At 47.6% G+C, this 20155-nt stretch carries 13 protein-coding genes and 1 riboswitch; of the genes, 10 read left to right on the forward strand and 3 right to left on the reverse strand.

Going from position 1 to position 20155, the window contains the following annotated elements:
• The first annotated feature begins 178 nt into the window (after window positions 1-178).
• The 10 genes from addB (at window position 179) to xdhC (ending at window position 16389) form a co-directional block, all read left to right on the forward strand.
• Complete coding sequence (gene addB / locus V7M78_RS15610; RefSeq protein ID WP_333651205.1) at window positions 179-3640, forward strand: helicase-exonuclease AddAB subunit AddB; 3462 nt, start codon at window positions 179-181, stop codon at window positions 3638-3640.
• Entirely contained in the window at window positions 3621-7310 is a 3690-nt protein-coding gene (gene addA, locus V7M78_RS15615; RefSeq protein ID WP_333651207.1) for a helicase-exonuclease AddAB subunit AddA, read from the forward strand. The genes addB and addA overlap by 20 nt, the downstream gene beginning before the upstream one ends.
• A gap of 104 nt (window positions 7311-7414) precedes the next feature.
• Window positions 7415-8461, forward strand: a complete 1047-nt coding sequence (gene selD, locus V7M78_RS15620; RefSeq protein WP_333651209.1) for a selenide, water dikinase SelD — start codon at window positions 7415-7417, stop codon at window positions 8459-8461.
• Window positions 8462-8466: 5 nt separating this feature from the next.
• On the forward strand, window positions 8467-9609 hold the full coding sequence (locus V7M78_RS15625) for an aminotransferase class V-fold PLP-dependent enzyme (RefSeq protein WP_333651211.1): 1143 nt from the start codon (window positions 8467-8469) through the stop codon (window positions 9607-9609).
• Window positions 9606-10511: a selenium metabolism-associated LysR family transcriptional regulator gene (locus V7M78_RS15630; RefSeq protein ID WP_333651213.1), complete on the forward strand. Its 906-nt coding sequence runs from the start codon at window positions 9606-9608 to the stop codon at window positions 10509-10511. Before V7M78_RS15625 ends, V7M78_RS15630 begins: the two co-directional genes overlap by 4 nt.
• Window positions 10512-10587: 76 nt before the next feature.
• The gene (locus V7M78_RS15635) at window positions 10588-10869 is read left to right on the forward strand and encodes a DUF3343 domain-containing protein (protein ID WP_333651215.1); all 282 of its coding nucleotides are present in this window, start codon (window positions 10588-10590) and stop codon (window positions 10867-10869) included.
• Between the two features lie 177 nt (window positions 10870-11046).
• Window positions 11047-11142: riboswitch (purine riboswitch) on the forward strand.
• Window positions 11143-11266: 124 nt separating this feature from the next.
• On the forward strand, window positions 11267-12547 hold the full coding sequence (guaD, locus tag V7M78_RS15640; RefSeq protein WP_333651217.1) for a guanine deaminase: 1281 nt from the start codon (window positions 11267-11269) through the stop codon (window positions 12545-12547).
• A 165-nt stretch (window positions 12548-12712) separates the two neighbouring features.
• Complete coding sequence (xdhA, locus tag V7M78_RS15645) at window positions 12713-14995, forward strand: xanthine dehydrogenase subunit XdhA (RefSeq protein WP_333651219.1); 2283 nt, start codon at window positions 12713-12715, stop codon at window positions 14993-14995.
• A gap of 18 nt (window positions 14996-15013) precedes the next feature.
• On the forward strand, window positions 15014-15895 hold the full coding sequence (xdhB, locus tag V7M78_RS15650; RefSeq protein ID WP_333651221.1) for a xanthine dehydrogenase subunit XdhB: 882 nt from the start codon (window positions 15014-15016) through the stop codon (window positions 15893-15895).
• Entirely contained in the window at window positions 15895-16389 is a 495-nt protein-coding gene (gene xdhC / locus V7M78_RS15655; RefSeq protein ID WP_333651223.1) for a xanthine dehydrogenase subunit XdhC, read from the forward strand. The genes xdhB and xdhC overlap by 1 nt, the downstream gene beginning before the upstream one ends.
• Before the next feature lie 88 nt (window positions 16390-16477).
• On the opposite strand, the gene V7M78_RS15660 is transcribed toward xdhC, so the two are convergent.
• The 3 genes from V7M78_RS15660 to ygeW form a co-directional block, all read right to left on the reverse strand.
• Complete coding sequence (locus tag V7M78_RS15660; protein WP_333651225.1) at window positions 16478-17803, reverse strand: uracil-xanthine permease family protein; 1326 nt, start codon at window positions 17801-17803, stop codon at window positions 16478-16480.
• Between the two features lie 34 nt (window positions 17804-17837).
• Window positions 17838-18785 carry a carbamate kinase gene (gene arcC, locus V7M78_RS15665; RefSeq protein WP_333651272.1) on the reverse strand — a complete coding sequence of 316 codons (948 nt, stop codon included), beginning with the start codon at window positions 18783-18785 and terminating at the stop codon, window positions 17838-17840.
• Window positions 18786-18917: 132 nt separating this feature from the next.
• On the reverse strand, window positions 18918-20111 hold the full coding sequence (ygeW, locus tag V7M78_RS15670) for a knotted carbamoyltransferase YgeW (RefSeq protein WP_333651227.1): 1194 nt from the start codon (window positions 20109-20111) through the stop codon (window positions 18918-18920).
• Window positions 20112-20155: the final 44 nt, after the last annotated feature.

Genomic DNA, 20155 nt, shown 5'->3' on the forward strand with positions numbered 1-20155 from the left:
CCTCCGTACAGTTTTGTTATAATGTATTATTGGGCTGGAAATTTCATTCCTAGAATTCGTTGTTGACGGGGGAAATCTGTGATAAAATAAGATGCGAACATGCGTTTGCGAATCAATGGATATAGAGCACATCCTATGATTCATCAGAAGAAAAAACGGGAAAAGGAGTGAACATGCCATGTCCCTTCAATTTATATTAGGCGGTTCCGGTTCCGGAAAGACCAGCCGCTTGTATACGGAGCTGATCCGACGGTCCATGGAGGAGCCGGATACCCGGTTCATTGCCATTGTCCCGGAGCAGTTTACGATGCAGACCCAAAAGGAGATCGTTACCCTTCACCCCAATCACGGGGTCATGAATATTGATATCGTAAGCTTTATGAGACTGGCCTACCGGATATTTGAGGAGCTTGCCATTGTAAATCCCCAGGTCCTTGACGACATGGGAAAGTCCATGGTGCTTCGGAAGGTGGCCGCAGGCAAAAAGCGGGAACTGATTCTTTACAAGGAACACTTGTCAAAAACAGGGTTTATTTCCCAGTTAAAATCCATGCTGTCAGAGCTTTACCAATACGGCGTGACACCGGAGATGTTAAACGGGGAAATGACGGAACACGTAAGCCCTATGTTAAAGCAGAAGCTTTTGGATATTTCCGTAATTTATCAGGGGTTTAAGGATTATATTAAGGAAAAGTACATCACCACAGAGGAGATTTTAGATGTTTTATGCGGTGCCCTTCCAAGGTCTGAGCTGATAAAAAACAGTGTCATCACCTTAGACGGATACACGGGATTTACTCCGGTTCAGTACCGGATTTTAAAGCTGTTTCTGCAGTATGCCAAGCAGGTCATTGTCACCGTAACCATCGATCCGTCGGAGAATATGAACCGGAAAACCGGAGCCCAGGAGCTGTTTTACATGAGCCGCCAGATGATATGGAAACTGAATGAGCTGGCAAGGGAAGCTGAAACCTCCAGAGATGAAGATATTTTCCTTACAGACCATCCGGCTGTCCGTTACCAACGGGAAGGACTGGAACAAGAGTGTTCCGGCATGTGTAATGGAGAAAATGCCCTGGATTTTCTGGAACAGAATTTATACCGGTATAAAGGCAGATCCTGCGATTCTGTTCCCGGCTCCGTGAAGCTAATAAAGGCTTTAAGCCCCTCAGAGGAAATCGCCTTTGTGGTCCGTTCCATGGAGGAACGCATCCGGGAGCAGGGACTTCGTTACCGGGATATGGCTGTCATAACCGGAGATCTGGGGACCTATGCCAATGAAATCTCCCACCAGTTTCCCTTAAACGGCATCCCTTATTTTTTGGATGACAAAAAAAGCATTTTGAAAAATCCAATGGTGGAGCTGATCCGGGCCGCCGTTGATATGATCCAGAAGGATTTTTCCTATGAATCGGTGTTTCGGTATCTAAGAACCGGACTGGTGGCCTCAAAGGAAGATTCGTCCAAAACAGACCGGATGGAAAACTACGTCATTGCCATGGGAATCCGGGGATTCAAACGGTGGAACAGCTTATGGGAGGGCTGGTACCGGGGTGGAAAGGACCTGAATCTGGAGGAGTTAAATACCTTCCGGGAAGAGATCATAACCCCTTTAAAGCCCCTTCTGGAAGCGTTCCGGGGCAAGGAATCCACAGTAAAGTCCATGACGGCAGGGTTGACTGCCCTTTTGATGGAGCTGGGCATAGAAGAAAAGATTCTCGCCTATGAATCGGAATTTCAGGAAATGGGAGAATTCGGCCTTGCCAGGGAGTACGGACAGGTATACGGTCTGGTCATAGACCTATTTGACCGTCTGGCCGGCCTTTTGGGAGAGGAACACGTAAGCCCCAGGGAATACGGGGAAATCCTGGATGCAGGGTTTTCCGAGGTCAAGGTGGGCTTAATTCCTGCTTCCGTAGACCGGGTGGTGGTGGGTGATATCACCAGAACAAGGTTAGACCATGTTAAGGTCCTGTTTTTCGTGGGAGTAAATGACGGAATTGTTCCCGTTAAAAAGGACAACAAAAGCCTGCTGACAGACAGGGAAAGAGAATTTTTAGGAAACCAGGCCATTGAACTGGCCCCCACTGCAAGCGAAGAAGGCTTAAGACAGCGTTTTTACCTGTATCTGGCCCTGACAAAACCGGAACAGGAATTGATTTTATCCCATTCAGCCATGAACAGCAGCGGAAAAAGCCTGCGTCCCTCCACCCTGATCGGAGAGCTGAAAAAGCTGTTTCCCCTTCTGACAGAAAAGGTGCCGGAAGATGGGGCAGTCCCTCTGTCCATGAGGGAGGCCAAGGACTGTCTGGTTAAAGGGCTGCGGGAATATGAACATACGGGAGGGGACGGAAGGTTTCTGGAGCTGTTTAAGGCATTTCTCCGTTCAGAAGATCATAAGAAGGAAGGGAAGAAGCTGGCGGAAGCTGCCTTTTATTCCTATGAAAAAAGAGGGATCGGAAAGATCGCGGCAAGAGCCCTTTACGGCCCGGTCATAAGCGGAAGCGTGACCAGGATGGAGCAGTATGCCTCCTGTGCATACGCCCATTTCTTAAATTACGGGCTGGAATTAATGGAGAGACAGGAGTTTCAGCTTGCAGCCATGGACATCGGAAACTTATTTCACGATTCCATTGACTTATGGTTCAACCGGATGAAGGAGGAAGGACGGGATTTTAAAACCCTTTCCGAAGAGGAGCGGAAGACTTTGGTTCGTCAATGTGTGGCTGAGGTGACGGAGGAATATGGCAATACCATTTTAAAAAGCTCTGCCAGAAATGCCTATCTGGCCGGAAAGGTGGAGCGGATCACCGACAGGACGGTGTGGGCTCTTTTGGAACAATTAAAAAAGGGAGATTTCACTCCGGTGGGATTTGAGGTCTCCTTTTCTGCGGCTGATCATTTAAATGCCATGAGGATTCCCTTATCTAAGGATGAAGCCGTTCATCTGCGGGGAAGGATTGACCGCATGGACTTGTACGAGGACGAGGATGCAGTCTATGTTAAAATCATTGATTATAAATCGGGAAGCACTGCCTTTGACTTAACATCCCTTTACTACGGTCTTCAGATGCAGCTTGTGGTCTATATGGATGCTGCCCTGGAAATGGAAGGAAGGCGCCGCCCCGACAAGACGGTAGTTCCGGCAGGAATCTTCTATTATAATATTAATGACCCGGTGGTTGAACGGGAAGGAGACATGACGGAAGAGGATATCAGCAGGCAGATGCTAAAACAGCTTCGGATGAATGGCCTGGTCAACAGCGATTTAAATGCCATTTCCCATTTGGACCATGAGATTGAAACCGAATCAGACGTCATCCCTGTTGCCATGAAAAACGGAATCATCCAGGAAGCCAGATCTTCAGTGGCAGGAGGAAAGCGCTTTGATGCGCTGCGCCAGTTTGTCCGGGAGAAATTAAAATCAGAGGGCCAGGATATTCTGGATGGGGTCGTTGACGTGGCTCCCTATAAGCAGGGAATGAAAAGCGCCTGCGATTACTGCCCCTACCACAGCGTCTGCGGCTTTGATTTAAAGACCAGAGGATACAGCTATCGAAAATTCAAGGCTCTTAAATCCGAAGAAATATGGCCTGTTATTGAGGGAGAGGAGGAAGATCATGGCGATTCGCTGGACTGAGGAACAAAAGGCGGTAATTGAAAGCAGAAACAGAAATCTGCTGGTATCAGCGGCGGCAGGAAGCGGAAAGACTGCGGTTTTGGTGGAGAGAATCATCCGCATGGTCACAGAAGGGGACAAGCCCCTGCGTGTGGACCAGCTTCTGGTCATGACCTTTACAAAGGCCGCTGCCGATGAGATGAGGGAGAGGGTGTTAAAGGCCATTGATGAAAAGCTGATGGAAAACCCGGACAATACTCATCTGCAGATGCAGTCAGCCATGATTCCCTATGCCCAGATCACCACCATTGACAGCTTCTGTCTGGGGCTGATCCGGGAGCATTATAATAAGCTGGACATTGATCCGGCTTTCCGGGTGGGAGATGAAGGGGAAATGCTCCTTTTGAGGGGCGACGTCATGGAAGAAATGCTGGAGGAGTTTTACGGAAAGCAGGATCCCTTGTTTGAGCAGTTTGTGGAAACGTATGCCACGGGAAAGACAGACCGGGGAATCGGGGATTACATCATGCAGGTCTATACCTTTTCCCAAAGCAATCCCTGGCCGGAGGAATGGCTGGAAGGCTGCCGGCAGGAGCTGGAAGCCTGTGATATGGATCAGCTTATGGATACAGGCTGGATGAAATTCCTCATGTGGGATGCGGCCCTTCAGCTTGGAGAATTAAAGGACCAGATCGGAAGCGCCATGGAGGTCTGCGAGGAGGAGAACGGCCCCCAGGCCTATCTTCCCATGCTGACTAACGATTTCCGCATGCTGGAAGCCCTTTCCGGGGCAGGGGATTATGAAGCCTTAAATGAGGGGCTGAAAGAAGCTGTCTTTGACCGTCTGGCTGCCATCCGCAGCAAGGACATTGACCCGGATAAAAAGGCTTATGCGACAGGGATCAGGGACAGGGTGAAAAAGGCAATTGGAAAGCTTCGGGATCTATACTGTTTTGAATCCCCTCAGGAGGTTCTTTCCGACATCAGGGGAACGAAAGAGGCAGTAAGTACGCTTCTTGATCTGGCTCAGGAGTATGCCAACCGGTATCAGGAAAAGAAAAAAGAACGGAATGTGGTGGACTTTAACGATCTGGAGCATTATGCCCTGAAAGTTCTGCTGACCAGAGAAGATGGAAAGACCGTTCCCTCAGAGGCTGCTGACGAATTGAGCCGCCAGTTTGAGGAAATACTGGTGGATGAATACCAGGACAGCAACGATGTGCAGGAGGCTCTCATTACCAGCATATCCAGAGAACGGTTTGGAAATCCCAATGTGTTTATGGTGGGAGACGTAAAGCAGAGCATCTACCAGTTCCGCCTTGCAAGGCCCCAGCTATTTCTGGAAAAATATGAAACATATTCCGCCGAAGAAGGAAAGTATCAGAAAATCGAACTGCACCAGAATTTCCGAAGCAGGCCGGAGGTCTTGGAAAGCATCAATGAGGTTTTCTACCAGATCATGACCAGGAACCTGGGAAATATCCGGTATACAAAGGAAACAGCCCTTCATCCGGGAGCCAGCTTTCCGGACTGCGAGGAAAGAGGGCAGGAAAAATCAGAGCTTCTCATGATCCACGGAGAAGGAAATCTGCTAAAGCAGCTGGAAGGGGAGGATGCCGATTATACCAGCAGAGAGCTGGAGGCAAAGGCCATTGCAGCCAGAATCCGGGAGCTTACGGACCCTGCAGCGGGCTTAAAAATATGGGATGGAAAGCTGGGGGGAACGGGAGGCTACCGGAGAGCAGGCTACGGCGATATTGTCATCCTGTTAAGAAGCACAAGCGGCTGGTCCGAAGACTTTGTCAATGTGCTGATGAATGAGGGAATCCCTGCTTACGCGGAGAGAAAGACGGGATATTTCACTGCAACAGAGGTGGAGACTGTGTTGTCTATGTTGAGCATCATTGACAATCCCATGCAGGATATTCCTCTGGCCTCTGTATTCAAATCCCCGGTGGCAGGTATTACAGATGAAGAAATGGCCCATCTTATGGCTCTTTGGAAAAAGACAGCCAAAAAGGGGCAGGACCGGGGCTTATACGGGGCCTGGCAGAATTATCTGGGAGAGTACAGGGAAAAGGAAGATACAGAATATCCGGGGCTTTTTAAGAAGCTGGAAGGCTTTTCTCTCATTCTGGCAGGCTATAGGAAAAAGTCGACTTATCTTTCCATTCATGAACTGCTTTATGATCTGTATGAAGGAACCGGATATTATGACTATGTTTCCGCCATGCCTGCAGGGGAGGCCAGAAGAGCCAATCTGCGGATGCTGGTGGAAAAGGCCTCTGCCTATGAAAAAACCAGCTATACGGGCTTATTTCATTTTATCCGCTACATTGAAAACCTGAAAAAGTACGAAACCGACTTTGGAGAGGCTTCCCTGTCAGGAGAAGGAGATACGGTCCGGGTCATGACCATTCACAAGAGCAAGGGCCTGGAGTTTCCGGTGGTATTTCTGGCGGGAATGGGGAAAAAGTTCAACAAGCAGGATGCCTATGGAAAAGTTCTCATTGATCCTGATCTCGGAATCGGAACCGATTACCTGGATTTGGAGCGCAGAGTAAAGGCTCCCACCTTAAAAAAGCATGTTTTAAAGCGGAGCATGGAACTGAGCGCCATGGGAGAGGAACTGAGGGTTCTCTATGTGGCCATGACAAGGGCAAAGGAAAAATTGATTATGACGGGCTTTGACCGCTACCTGGATAAAAAACTGGAGCGGTTTGACGGAATCCTGCGGGCAGAAGGACAGATTCCATTTACTATACTTTCCTCCGCTGACTCCTATCTGGACTGGATGCTCATGAGCCTTTCAGGAAAATACTCCCGGGACGGAATTTTATCCGGGGAAGGGCTTGATACGGGAATTTTAGTGGTAAAGGAACTTCCCCTGACCAATCTGGTGGGATACGAGATGGAGCGGCAGGTCGAAAAACGGCTGACAAAGGAAAGCCTCCTCTCTCTTGATCCGGATCAGGTTTATGATTCAGCCTTTGAGGCGGATTTAAAGTCAGCCTTTGCGTATCAATACCCCTATGAGTCTGACATCGGCTTATACACCAAGATATCCGTGTCTGAGCTGAAAAAGAGGGGACAGTTTACCGATGAGGAGGAAAGCGCATTTCTTCCAACCATTCCTGCCTTTTTAATGGAAAAAGGACAGGAGGAGAAAACCAGGGGCGCATTCCGGGGAACTGCATATCACCGGGCTCTGGAGCTTTTAGATTTTGGAAAAGTCCGCACCGGGAAGGAAGTAAGGGAAGCCTTAGAGGGCTTTTTAAAGGCCGGAAAAATAGATGAGGAAAGTATTTCCCTGCTGTCAGCGGATCAGCTTGCCGCGTTCTTAAGCTCTCCTCTGGGGCAGCGCATGGGAGCAGCCCAGGCAGAAGGCCGGCTCAAAAAGGAGCAGCAGTTTGTGGTGGGCATTCCCGCAAGGGATATGGATGTAGGAGATTCCGGCGAGCTGATTCTGGTCCAGGGAATTATGGATGCCTGGCTGGAGGAGGAAGGGGAGCTGGTTCTGGTGGACTATAAAACCGACCGCATCAGAGAAGGCCAAGAACAGATTTTAAGGGACCGTTACCAAGTACAGATGGAGTATTATCAGCGTGCCCTGGAGCAGATGACCGGGAAAAAGGTGAAGGAAAAGATCATCTATTCCATGGCCTTGGGAAAGGAAATTGGGCTTGAGTAAAAAGTGCCCAAATCCGCACCATAAAACTTCAGCCTTGTCAAAAGGCATGAATGTGTTAAAATAGTAATAGAGAATATCTATAAATAGAAAAAAGAGGGACAGATATGATACCAGATAGCGAAATAAGACTTACACAAATGACAAAGACAGCAGGCTGTGCCGCCAAGATCGGTCCGGGAACTCTTGCCGGGATTTTAGAAACTCTGCCTAAATTTCAGGACCCGGCCCTTATGGTGGGAATTGAAACCTCAGACGACGGAGCCATTTACCGTGTAAATGATGAAGTGGCCCTGATTCAGACCCTGGATTTTTTCACTCCGGTGGTGGATGATCCTTACGTGTTCGGCCAGGTGGCGGCAGCCAACGCCTTAAGCGATATTTACGCCATGGGAGGGGAGCCTAAAGTTGCCTTAAACATTGTGGCCTGGCCCAACTGCGTGAATCCGGAAATACTGGGAAGGATTTTACAGGGCGGTGCTTCCAAGGTATTAGAAGCCGGAGCAGTGCTGGCAGGAGGTCATTCCATTCAGGATGACGAGCCAAAGTACGGGCTCAGCGTTACAGGATTCGTCCATCCGGACAAGGTTTTTAAAAACAGCGGAGCCAAGGCGGGGGATGTGCTGATTCTGACTAAGCCACTTGGAACAGGAATCATTAATACGGCAGTTAAGGCGGATATGGCTTCGGAAGAAGCCAGAGAAGAGGTTGTCAGGGTCATGACATCTTTAAATAAGAAGGCAAAGCAGATCATTGAGCATTATGATGTTCATGGATGTACCGATGTGACGGGCTTTGGCCTGGCGGGCCATGGAGCAGAGATGGCAGAGGGCAGCAACGTGACCCTGGAAATATTTGCAAAGGATTTACCGGTTCAAAAGGAGGCTTTCTCCCTCGCCCAGATGGGACTGATCCCGGAAGGAGCCTATAAAAACAGGTATTATACGGAGAACAAGGTGGACTTTGGAGAAGTAGAAGAGTATTTCCGGGACATTTTCTGCGATCCACAGACTTCCGGCGGGCTTTTAGTCAGTGTTTCTCCGGAGGATGCCAAGCGGATTGCAGAGGATTTTAAGGCAGCGTCAATGGAAACAGAGTGGGCTGTCATTGGACGGGTTGTGGAACGAGAAGAAAAATTAGTAAAGCTGAGGTAATGATCATGATTTATCTGGACAATGCGGCTACCTCTTACCGGAAGCCGGAGGAGGTGGGCAAGGCTGTGGCTGATGCCATAGCTCATATGGGCAATTCCGGAAGGGGAGCTTATGGAGCAGCACTAGATGCTTCCCGCATGATTTTTCATACCCGCAAAATGCTGGCAGAGCTGTTTCATGCGGGAGATCCTTCCAGAGTGGCCTTTACGGCCAATTCCACGGAGAGCTTAAACATAGCAATTCAGGGACTGTTTAACCCGGGAGATCATGTGATCACAACCATGATGGAACATAATTCAGTGCTGCGCCCTTTGTATCTTATGGAAACAAGAGGGATGGAGCTGACTATTCTCCCTGCGGATCAGGACGGAAATATCCGGTATGAGGATATTTCAAAGGCAGTCAGAAAGAATACCAGAGGGCTGGTCTGTACCCATGCTTCCAATTTAACCGGCAATATGAACGATCTGGAGACTCTGGGAAGAATCTGCCGCCAAAACGGAATTTTATTTGTAGTGGATGCCTCCCAGACTGCAGGAGTATTTGACATTGACATGGAAAAAGTGGGAATTGATGTTTTGTGCTTTACCGGACATAAAAGCCTCTTAGGCCCTCAGGGAACAGGAGGAATCTGCGTCAGGGAAGGAGTTTCCCTCCGCCCTCTTTTAGTGGGAGGAACCGGAGTTCACAGCTATTCCACCACCCAGCCGGAGGACATGCCCGAGGCTTTGGAGGCCGGAACCTTAAACAGCCATGGAATTGCCGGGCTTCATGCCGCTTTGGAATATTTGCAGAAAACCGGAATGGAATATATCCGCAGCCGGGAACTGATGCTGATGAAGCAATTTTATGAAGGGGTAAAGGGAATTCCGGGAATCCGGGTGTACGGAGATTTTTCCGGGGAAAAGCTTTTTTCCCGCGCCCCAGTGGTGGCTCTTAACATCAGGGATTACGATTCAGGGGAAGTGGCCGATGAACTGGCTGCTGAGTATGGGATATACACCAGGGCAGGAGCCCACTGTGCCCCTCTCATGCATCAGGCTCTGGGAACAGCAGAACAGGGAGCAGTCCGTTTTTCCATGTCCCACTATAACACAGAAGAAGAAATCCAGCAGGCCGTATGTGCAGTAAGGGAGTTAAGCTTATGAATTTAAAACAACTGGAAGCATTTATATGTGTGGCAGAGGCAAAGAGCTTTTCTGCTGCAGCCAGGAAGCTTTATCTGACCCAGCCTACGGTCAGCGCCCATATCAGTGCTCTGGAAAAGGAACTGGGAGCCAGGCTCTTTGCCCGCACTACAAAGGAAGTGGAGCTGTCCCAGGAGGGAGAACGGCTTTACGGAAATGCCAAAAAGATGCTGCAATTGGAAAAAAACATCCTTCGGGATTTTACCCAGAAGGAAGTGAGCGGAATCCAAAAAATTGTGGTTGGAGCCTCCACTGTGCCGGGGCAGTATATTCTGCCTCAGATCCTTTCCCTCTTTGCCAGAACTTATCCGGGAAACCAACTGGAGCTTAAGGAGGCGGACAGCATGGAAGTGGTCAGGCTGGTTCAGGAGGGAGAAGTGGAAATCGGCTTTACAGGAACCTCAGTAACAGACCCTGCCTGTGTATTTGAACCTTTTTATGCGGACCATCTGGTGGTGGTAACTCCTAATATTGAACGGTATAGGAAATACGAACAGACTGGATTTCCCTTAGAGCAGTTTTACAAGGAACGCTGGATCGTCCGGGAGGAAGGGTCCGGTACCAGAAAGGAAACGGAGCGCTGTTTAAAAGAAATGGGGCTGGATTTGAGCCGTCTGGAAACCGTGGCAACCATCAGCAACCAGGAGGCTATTAAAAAGTCGGTGGGAGCGGATATGGGAATTTCCATTCTCTCCGGTGCGGCTGCAGAAGATTTTGTCAGGCAGGGGATTTTGCTGCGCTTTTCTCTGGGCTCAGGAGAAATTTACCGGAACTTATATATGGTGTGGAGCAAAAATCACAAGCCAGGCAAGGCTGCAAGACTTTTTATCCGGTTCGTCCGGGAGCTGTATACAGGCCCTTAAAAATCAACTGCAATTGCCAGTAAAGTGAACTTGCCCTGCGGGCAAAGAGAGGACCCCCTGGGGGTGAGGAAAGGTTATGAGAAAAAAAGAGCTGAAAATCGTTATTTCCTTCCGCAGCACTGCAGAAGCCATTGCCATGGAAGCGGAGTGCCAAAAGGATGAAATTCCGGGACGCTTGATTCCGGTTCCAAGACAGATTTCTGCAGGCTGCGGCCTGGCATGGTCAATGCCGGTGGCCTGGGAAGAGGAGAAGGTGAATCTGTCCGAAGGACAAAGAGAGGACCCTCTGGGGGGAATCGGGCAGTGGATGAAGGAGAAAAAACTCCGATGGGACAGCCTTGGAGTATATGAAATTTAAGGAAAAATATTTATAGAAATAATCTATAAAATGCAAAGAAACGCTTTCCCGGATACTATGCAAAAAAGTGATGGAGTTGTATAAAACATACAAACATAAAAATCATATTGACATATAGTTGTGCAATATGATATGGTTAACATGTAAAAAATCACAAGGCCTGTGATGTGTCAAAAATTAAAATTTAATAAAGAAACTTATATATGCTCATAATTGGTTGAGCGTCTCTACAAACTACCGTAATAGTTGTCTATAAGTTTCCGCGTATTCATAATAATCAGTCTTCAAGGAATACGTTGGGAATAATAGAAATATCGGTGGTTTTTTTTATTGCTTAAAATGTTGCAATCTGGCTGCCGTATTTCATTTCATTACTTCAAAATAGAGGAGGAATTCTATGACTGATGGCAGAGATTTTATATTAAAGGGCAACATTTGCTACAGCAAGGATGTGAAAAGCTTAGAGACAGTGGAACAGGGCTTCCTGGTTTGCCGGGATGGAAAGTCAGCGGGAGTATTTGAAGAGATTCCAGAGCAGTATAAGGATTACCCGGTGAAAGACTGCGGTAATATGATGATTATTCCCGGACTGGTGGATTTGCATATCCATGCACCCCAATTTGCTTTTAGGGGTCTGGGTATGGATCTGGAGCTTTTGGATTGGCTGAATACCAATACATTTCCGGAAGAAGCCAAGTACAAAGATTTGGAATATGCAAAAAAAGCTTATGAAATTTTTGCGGAAGCCATGAAAAAAAGCGGTACCACAAGAGCCTGTATCTTTGGTACCATCCACAATCAGGCCACAGAGCTTTTGATGGATCTGATGGAGGAAACAGGAATCAAGTCCATGGTTGGAAAGGTCAACATGGACCGGAACTCTCCGGATTATCTCCGGGAACAGGATGCACAACAGTCAGAACAGGATACGCTTCAGTGGCTTGAGAGAACAAGTGCGAAATATAAGAACGTAAAACCTATTCTGACACCCAGGTTCATTCCTTCCTGTACTGATGACTTAATGGAACGGTTAGGAAGGCTCAGAAAGGAACGTGAGCTTCCGGTTCAGTCCCATTTGTCGGAAAACCAGGGAGAAATTCAGTGGGTAAAGGAGCTTTGCCCGGATTCACAGTCCTACAGTGACGCTTATGATAAATTCGGCCTGCTTGGGGAAGCGGGAGAAACTATTATGGCTCATTGTGTATATTTAACAGAAGAAGAAATGGAACTGATCAAAGCGAGAGGCACTTATATTGCCCACTGTCCAAATTCCAATACCAATTTATCTTCCGGAGTAGCTCCAATCAGGACATTTCTGGAGAAGGGATTGAATGTAGGTCTGGGAAGCGACGTGGCAGGAGGAAGCGGGGAATCCATATTCCGTGCCATGGCAGATTCCATTCAGACCTCCAAGCTGAGATGGAGACTTCAGGATGACAGTTTAAAACCACTTACCGTGGAAGAGGCATTCTATCTGGGAACAGCCGGAGGCGGTTCTTTCTTTGGAAAAGTGGGAAGCTTTGAAGAGGGTTATGAATTTGATGCTTTGATTTTGGATGACAGCAGTCTTCGTCATCCCCAGCCGCTGACTCTGCGGGAACGGCTGGAGCGTTTTATCTACCTGTCTGATGACAGGCACATTACGGGGAAATACGCAGAGGGAGTGAAGGTATTTTAAAAATAAAATCTGATTTAAGAATCAGAGCAACCGGTCGTGGGGAAACTATGGGGCATCACTTTGATAAGCTTGTGCGCTTAAAAAGGTTTTGTCCCTGCCGGTTTTTCAAAGAGAAGGTTTTAAAGAGCTGTTTATACATCAGAATTAAAATTAGGAGGCGTGTATATGATAATCGGAAAAAGTGTTACCCGTGTTGACGCATTTGACAAGGTCACGGGAAGAACCAAATACACCGATGACCTTTGTGAGAAAAATGCCCTGGTATCTAAGATTTATCATTCTACCATAGCCAATGGTGTAGTCAAATCTATTGATACTTCAGAGGCTGAGAAGATACCGGGAGTGGTTAAGGTGGTAACCTGCTTTGACGTGCCTAAATATTATTTTCCGACGGCAGGCCATCCATGGTCCACAGACCCATCACATCAGGACGTGGCGGATCGTCTTCTTTTGACGGACCGTGTACGTTTTTACGGCGATGATGTGGCTGCAGTTATAGCAGAAAATGAAGTGGCTGCCAAGCAGGCCATCAGTGCACTGAAAGTGGAATACGAAGAGTATCCCTTTGTTCTTGACCCTCAGGAAGCCATGAAAGAGGAAGCTCCTCTCCTTCATGAGAAATACACAAATAACATTCTGGGCCATTCCAGCATCAGAAAGGGAAACCTGGAAGAAGCTATTAAGGAGCCGGGATTAATTAAAGTGGAACAGTGGTATGATACACCGATTGTTCAGCATTGCCACATTGAAAACCATATTTGTTTTGCCAGCGCAGAAAACGGAAAAATAACCGTAGTGTCTTCCACCCAGATCCCTCATATCGTCAGACGTGTGGTAGGTCAGGCTCTTGGAATTCCATGGGGAAGTGTCCGTATTGTTAAGCCATATATAGGAGGCGGCTTCGGAAATAAGCAGGATGCCCTGTATGAGCCCCTTTGTGCATACCTTTCAACTGCAGTGGGAGGACGTCTGGTAAAGCTTGACGTTACCCGTGAAGAAACCTTTGTAAGCAACCGTACAAGGCACGCGATCCGCAGCCATATCACCAGCTGGGTGCGCCCTGACGGAACCTTTGCAGCCCGCAAGCTGGAGTGTTATTCCAACCAGGGAGCTTACGCTTCCCACGGCCATGGAATCGCAGCAAAGGGCATGGGTGCATTCCCTCAGCTCTATCCATGTGAAAACGTGGAATGTGATGCTTATACAGTATTTACCAACATGCCTGTGGCAGGCGCTATGCGCGGCTATGGAATTCCTCAGGCCATGTTCCCGGTGGAAAGCCAGACAGATGACATTGCCCTTGCAATCGGCATGGATCCGGTAGAATTCCGCCGCAAGAACCTGATGCCCGTAGGATATGTGGATGCATTTTCTAAAAATGAAAACTATTCCGACACCTTCAACCAGTGTATGGATAAAGGAAAAGCCTATATAGATTATGACCGCAAGATAAAGGAATACGCAAACCAGACCGGCCCTGTCCGTAAAGGCGTGGGATGTGCAGTGTTCTGGTACAACACAGCAGTATGGCCTATCAGTTTGGAAAGCTCCTCCTGCCGTATGGTAATGAACCAGGACGGTTCCATACAGGTTCAGTTGGGAGAGACAGAGATCGGTCAGGGAGCTGATACAGCCTTTGGGCAGATGGCAGCAGATACCCTGGGAGTTCCCATGGAAATGGTTCATGTGGTTTCCTGCCAGGATACGGATGTCACACCTTTTGGAACCGGCTCTTATGCCTCCAGACAGACCTATGTGGGAGGTTTTGCCATAAAGCAGACCGCACTTTTACTAAAAGAGAGAGTTTTAAAATATGCTCATGAGTTGACCCGTATGCCAGTATTTAATCTGGATATCAGGGATGGAAAGATTGTACGAACCACAGACGGAAGAGAGCTGCTGACCTTAGGTGAATTGGCTACAGAGGCCCTTTACAGCATGTCCAATAGCCAGCACTTAACTTCTGAGAGCACCTATCAAATCAAGTCCAATGCTTACTCCTTTGGCTGCTGTTTCGCAGAGGTAGAGGTAGATATTCCTATGTGCAAGGTGAAGCTGGTGGATATTATTAATGTCCATGACTGCGGAACTCTGATCAACCCTGCTCTTGCAGAGGCTCAGGTTCACGGAGGAATGAGCATGGGAATCGGTTACGCCCTTTCTGAGCAGCTTCTCATCGACGAGAAGACAGGAAGAACCTTAAATGACAACCTGCTGGATTATAAACTGTCCACCACCATGGATCATCCTCATTTAGAGGCCCAGTTCGTGGAAAATGGCGAGCCTACCAGTGCATATGGAACAAAGTCTCTGGGAGAGCCTCCGGCCTGTCCGGTAGCACCGGCTATCCGTAATGCCATATTAAATGCAACAGGCGTCCAGATGTACAAAATACCCATGACATCCCAGGAGTTATTCAAACGGTTCAAAGAAGAGGGACTGATCTGATAGAAGGAGGAAGGCTTTATGTATGACATGAAAGCATTATATGAAGCGCATACCGTAGAAGAGGCGGTAAAGCTTCGTTTGGAGCATCCGGAAGCCCAGATCATAGCTGGCGGAAGCGATGTTTTAATACAGATGAGAGAAGGAAAAAGAGCTGGAAAAGAATTGATCAGCATTTATATGATCGATGAAATGAGAGGTGTGAGCCTGGACGAAGAAGAGTCCATCCGCATCGGTTCCCTTACCAGTTTCTCTCATATTACCAAGGACCCCATCATCCAGAAATACATCAACGTGCTTGGAGAAGCAGTGGATATGGTGGGCGGACCCCAGATAAGAAATATAGCCACAATCGGAGGAAATACCTGCAACGGCGTTACCTCAGCAGATTCAGCTTCCACATTGTTTGCGTGGGATGCAGTGATCGAGCTGACAGGACCGGAAGGAATCCGCCGCATTCCCATCAGCGAGTTCTATATCAAGGCGGGAACCGTGGATATCAGGGAAGGAGAGCTGCAGACAGCGGTGATTATCCCTAAGAAGAGCTACGAGGGCTATAAAGGCCATTATATTAAGTATGCCAACAGAAATGCTATGGATATCGCTACAACCGGATGTTCTGTCAATGTGAAGCTGTCAGAGGATAAAAAGACAGTGGAAGACATCAGAATCGCTTACGGAGTGGCAGGACCTATTCCTATGCGCACCAAAAGCGCAGAAGCACTGGCAAAGGGACAGCAGATTTCAGAAAAGCTGGCAGAGGACTTTGGAAAAGAGGTTCTTGCAGATATCAATCCAAGAGACAGCTGGCGTGCTTCCAAGGACTTCCGTAAGCATGTTGCCGTGGAAATGGCAACCCGCTGCTTTAAAGAGTCAGTGAAACTTTCAGGAGGTGAGATCTGATGTCAGTACAATATAAATTAGTCAAATGTACCATCAATGGAAAATATACAGAGACAATGGTAGATGTCCGGGCCTCCCTGACCGATATGCTCCGGGATGATTACCGTCTGACCTCCGTCAAAAAAGGATGTGAGGTTGGAGAGTGCGGAGCTTGTAACGTGATCATCGATCATGAGTGCTTCAACTCCTGCATCTACTTAGCCATATGGGCCGACGGAAAAGAGATCAAGACCCTGGAAAATCTTATGGGGCCAAATGGAGAGCTTTCCGACATTCAGCAGGCATTTATCGACGAAGCAGCCGTTCAGTGCGGATTCTGCACACCTGGCTTTATTATGTCGGCAGTGGAAATTCTGGAGAGCGGAAAAGAATACACCAGAGATGAGTTAAGAAAGCTGATGTCCGGCCACTTATGCCGGTGCACAGGCTATGAGAATATCATCAATGCAGTGGAGAAAACCATGCTCCGCAGATTGGGAAAACTGCCTTCTTAAACAAAGTTTAAAGAGACAGAGGCAGGGATTACAAAGAACAGGAGCAAGGCCGGGCAACGGAAAAGTTGCGGTGGTCTTGCTCCTGTTTTTATTTCTTATCTTTAGGAAGTATAATGTTTAAAAATATGGCTACAATGGTTGCCACAACAACCGGAGAGCGTCCAAAGATGGTGGTTGCCCACTCCGGAAAGGTCTGGAGGGCTGCTGTTGCCTGGGAAATTCCCATGCCGAGAGCAGCAGAAAGACCAACGATAGAGGAATTCCGGTAGTTCATATCTTCAGAGGTTACCAGTTTCATTCCTGTCATGGCGATGGAAGCAAATACCGATACGGTAGCACCTCCGAGAACGCACTGAGGAATTGTGGTAAGCAGAGCTGAGAACTTAGGTATCAGCCCGGCCGCCAGTAAAATAGCTGCGGTTAATCCAAAGATACAACGGTTTACTACTTTTGTAGTGGTTACGATACCTACATTCTGGCTGTAGGTTGCGGTTGGAAGACCGCCTAAAAGAGCACCCAGGACATTGGAGACACCGTAGCCTACAATACCGCCCCGAAGTTCTGTATCAGTTGGCTCCCGGTCAATGGAGCCTGTGGTTGTAGCTGTAAAATCTCCGATTGCCTGGACTGAGTTGATTGCAAAGAGAAGTCCGATGGCAATACAGGAAGACGGTTCAAATACCACTCCGAAATGAAGAGGCCGGGGAATCTGAAAATAAGTCGCAGTTCCTATGTTTGTAAAGTCTACCATATTGAAGAACAGAGCAACAATATAGCCCACGACAATTCCGATCAGAATGGAAGCCAGCTTATAAAAGCCTTTTCCAAAATGATTTAAAGTGGTCACAACGGTTAAAGTGATGAGGGCTACGACCCAGTTCTGCCAGGACCCATAAGTGGGGCTGGAAACACCGCCTGCCATATAATTAATGGCTGTAGGATAAAGAGAGAGTCCTATGGTAAAAACAACCGTTCCGGTAATGAGCGGCGGGAAAAACTTGCGGATCTGGGTAACAGAAAGTCCCACGATCACTGCAACAACACCGCCCACTATCTGGGCTCCTAAAATTGCCGCAATACCAAAGCTTTCTGCAATAGCCTGCATACTTGGCACATAAGCGAAGCTGATGCCCATGATTACAGGAAGGGCAGAGCCCAGGCGGAATCCGTTTTTTGCTCCTATAGGGAAAAGCTGAAGCACAGTAGATAATGCGGATACCACCAGGGCAGCCTGGATCAAAATGACCCTGTCCGCCGGATTAAGACCAACAATGTTTGCCACAATAATGGGCGGTGTAACACAGCCCACAATCATAGCTACCAGATGCTGGAGAGCCAGGGGGAGTGCATGTGAAAATTTTGGAATGCCGTCTAATTCAAAAATAGAAGCCTGTTGTGTGTCTGTTTGTTTCATTACAAAAATTCCTCCTTAGGGAGCGGTTAACGGTTTACTTATGAATATGAGTTCCGGTTTTCCCTAAGATTCCTTCTTTTGCTTTTTCAAGTAAAGTAATGAGCGCGTTGCGTCCTTCTTTGGAATCTGCAAACTTCACTGCAGCCTGAACCTTTGGCAGCATGGAGCCTGGAGCAAAATGTCCCTCTCCGATGTACTGGCGAGCTTCGTCTGTAGAGATATCGTCCAACCATTTCTCTTCCGGTTTACCGTAATTAATTGCTACTTTCTCAACTGCTGTAAGGATGATTAAGAAATCTGCATCCAGCTCTTCAGCCAGCAGTTCGCTTGCGAAATCTTTATCAATAACTGCGCTTGCGCCCTTTAAGTGATTTCCCTGAAGAGTAACAGGAATACCGCCGCCGCCGCAGGCAATGACAAGCTGTCCTGAATCTACGAGAGAGCGGATTGCGCCGATTTCGATGATTTCAGCAGGGTTTGGAGAAGCTACCACACGGCGGTATCCGCGTCCGGCGTCTTCTTTTGTGATGTATCCGTATTTCTCTTCAGCCAGCTTTGCTTCTTCGGCTGTCATGAAGTGGCCGATTGGCTTGGAAGGTGCGTTGAATGCAGGATCATTTTCCTCAACACGAACCTGTGTGATCATGGTGGTTACAGGAATGTTGGTGATGTTTCTGTTTACCAGCTCTTCTCTTAAGGCGTTCTGTAAGTCATAGCCAATGTAAGCCTGGCTCATAGCCACGCAAACGGAGAGAGGTGTGTTTGGCTGCTTGGGATCTTCTCTGGTCAAAGCGCTCATAGCGTTGTTGATCATACCAACCTGAGGTCCGTTTCCGTGAACAACCACAACTTCGCAGCCTTCTTCGATAAGGTCAACGATTGCCTTTGATGTAATTTTTACTGCTGTCATCTGCTCAGGAAGAGTATTTCCCAGAGCATTTCCGCCTAATGCGATAACAATTCTTTTTTTCTTTTCCATGATTTTTTCCTCTCAATCATATGATAGTTTTTGGAATTTATAGGAATTTTGGAGAATAAAAGCGCACCTGCATCCATTGGCCGGTTGCAGGTGCGCACGGAGCTCATAAATTTGGGGCATTACCCCAATATGAAATTACTCGTAGATTCTTGGTGTCTTCTCAGCATCCAGTTTCTTTAATGTCTCCTGAGGATTAGCAAACTTGCTTAAGAAGATCATAGCAGCGATTACATATGGCTTGTAGCTTGCTTCTTTGTATAATGGATCGCGGTAACGATCGAATACGGAAGCTACAACTTCACCATCTTTGCAGCTTACATCGTTGATGTCAGCTGGCAGGCAGTGCATGTAAAGAGCCTTGCCTTCTTTTGTTGTTGCCATTAATTCTTCTGTACAGCACCAGTCTTTGTGGTTAGCGTTCTGAGCCAGTAATTCCTGCTCAAGAGCCTTGATGCCCTCTGAGTCGCCTTCGCCGTAAAGGTTAGTTCTCTTTTCCATAGCTGCAAATGGAGCCCAGCTCTTTGGATATACGATATCAGCATCTTTGAAAGCGTCAGCCATATCGTTGGAGATACGGAAGGAACCGCCGGATTTCTCAGCGTTAGCCTTAGCAACTTCAACAACTTCCGGCATAACTTCGTAGCCTTCTGGATGAGCCAGAACAACTTCCATACCCATACGTGTCATTAAGCCGATGATTCCCTGAGGAACGGATAATGGCTTTCCGTAGGAAGGAGAGTAAGCCCATGTCATAGCGATCTTTTTGCCCTTTAAGTTCTCAAGGCCGCCGAACTCGTTGATGATGTGAAGAGCGTCAGACATACTCTGAGTTGGATGATCGATATCGCACTGTAAGTTTACTAAAGAAGGTCTCTGCTCTAAGATTCCGTCTTTGTTACCCTGGGTAACTGCGTCCATGAACTCATGCATGTAAGCATTTCCCTTGCCGATATACATATCATCACGGATACCGATAACATCAGCCATGAAAGAAACCATGTTAGCTGTTTCACGAACAGTCTCGCCGTGAGCTACCTGAGATTTGCCTTCGTCTAAATCCTGAACTTCCAGACCAAGTAAGTTACATGCGGAAGCGAAGGAGAAACGTGTACGTGTGGAGTTGTCACGGAATAAAGAGATTCCAAGGCCGCTCTCGAATACTTTTGTGGAGATGTTGTTCTCTCTCATGAAACGAAGAGCATCAGCAACGGTCCAGATAGCTTCCAGCTCGTCGTCTGTCTTTTCCCAGGTTAAGAAGAAGTCATTGTTGTACATTTCCTTAAAGTTTAAGGAATTAAGCTTGTCGATGTAATCCTGTAAGGTTTTCATTTTTTGTTAGCCTCCTGATTTTCGTATTGTTTAATTTAATTAAT

Source organism: Lacrimispora sp. (genome assembly GCF_036758025.1).
Lineage (GTDB): Bacteria > Bacillota > Clostridia > Lachnospirales > Lachnospiraceae > Lacrimispora.

Bases quoted from the DNA above. Each gene is read 5' to 3' on its own strand.
- addB (WP_333651205.1), top strand. From the start codon at position 179: ATGTCCCTTCAATTTATATTAGGCGGTTCCGGTTCCGGAAAGACCAGC.
- addA (WP_333651207.1), top strand. From the start codon at position 3,621: ATGGCGATTCGCTGGACTGAGGAACAAAAGGCGGTAATTGAAAGCAGA.
- selD (WP_333651209.1), top strand. From the start codon at position 7,415: ATGATACCAGATAGCGAAATAAGACTTACACAAATGACAAAGACAGCA.
- V7M78_RS15625 (WP_333651211.1), top strand. From the start codon at position 8,467: ATGATTTATCTGGACAATGCGGCTACCTCTTACCGGAAGCCGGAGGAG.
- V7M78_RS15630 (WP_333651213.1), top strand. From the start codon at position 9,606: ATGAATTTAAAACAACTGGAAGCATTTATATGTGTGGCAGAGGCAAAG.
- V7M78_RS15635 (WP_333651215.1), top strand. From the start codon at position 10,588: ATGAGAAAAAAAGAGCTGAAAATCGTTATTTCCTTCCGCAGCACTGCA.
- guaD (WP_333651217.1), top strand. From the start codon at position 11,267: ATGACTGATGGCAGAGATTTTATATTAAAGGGCAACATTTGCTACAGC.
- xdhA (WP_333651219.1), top strand. From the start codon at position 12,713: ATGATAATCGGAAAAAGTGTTACCCGTGTTGACGCATTTGACAAGGTC.
- xdhB (WP_333651221.1), top strand. From the start codon at position 15,014: ATGTATGACATGAAAGCATTATATGAAGCGCATACCGTAGAAGAGGCG.
- xdhC (WP_333651223.1), top strand. From the start codon at position 15,895: ATGTCAGTACAATATAAATTAGTCAAATGTACCATCAATGGAAAATAT.
- V7M78_RS15660 (WP_333651225.1), bottom strand. From the start codon at position 17,803: ATGAAACAAACAGACACACAACAGGCTTCTATTTTTGAATTAGACGGC.
- ygeW (WP_333651227.1), bottom strand. From the start codon at position 20,111: ATGAAAACCTTACAGGATTACATCGACAAGCTTAATTCCTTAAACTTT.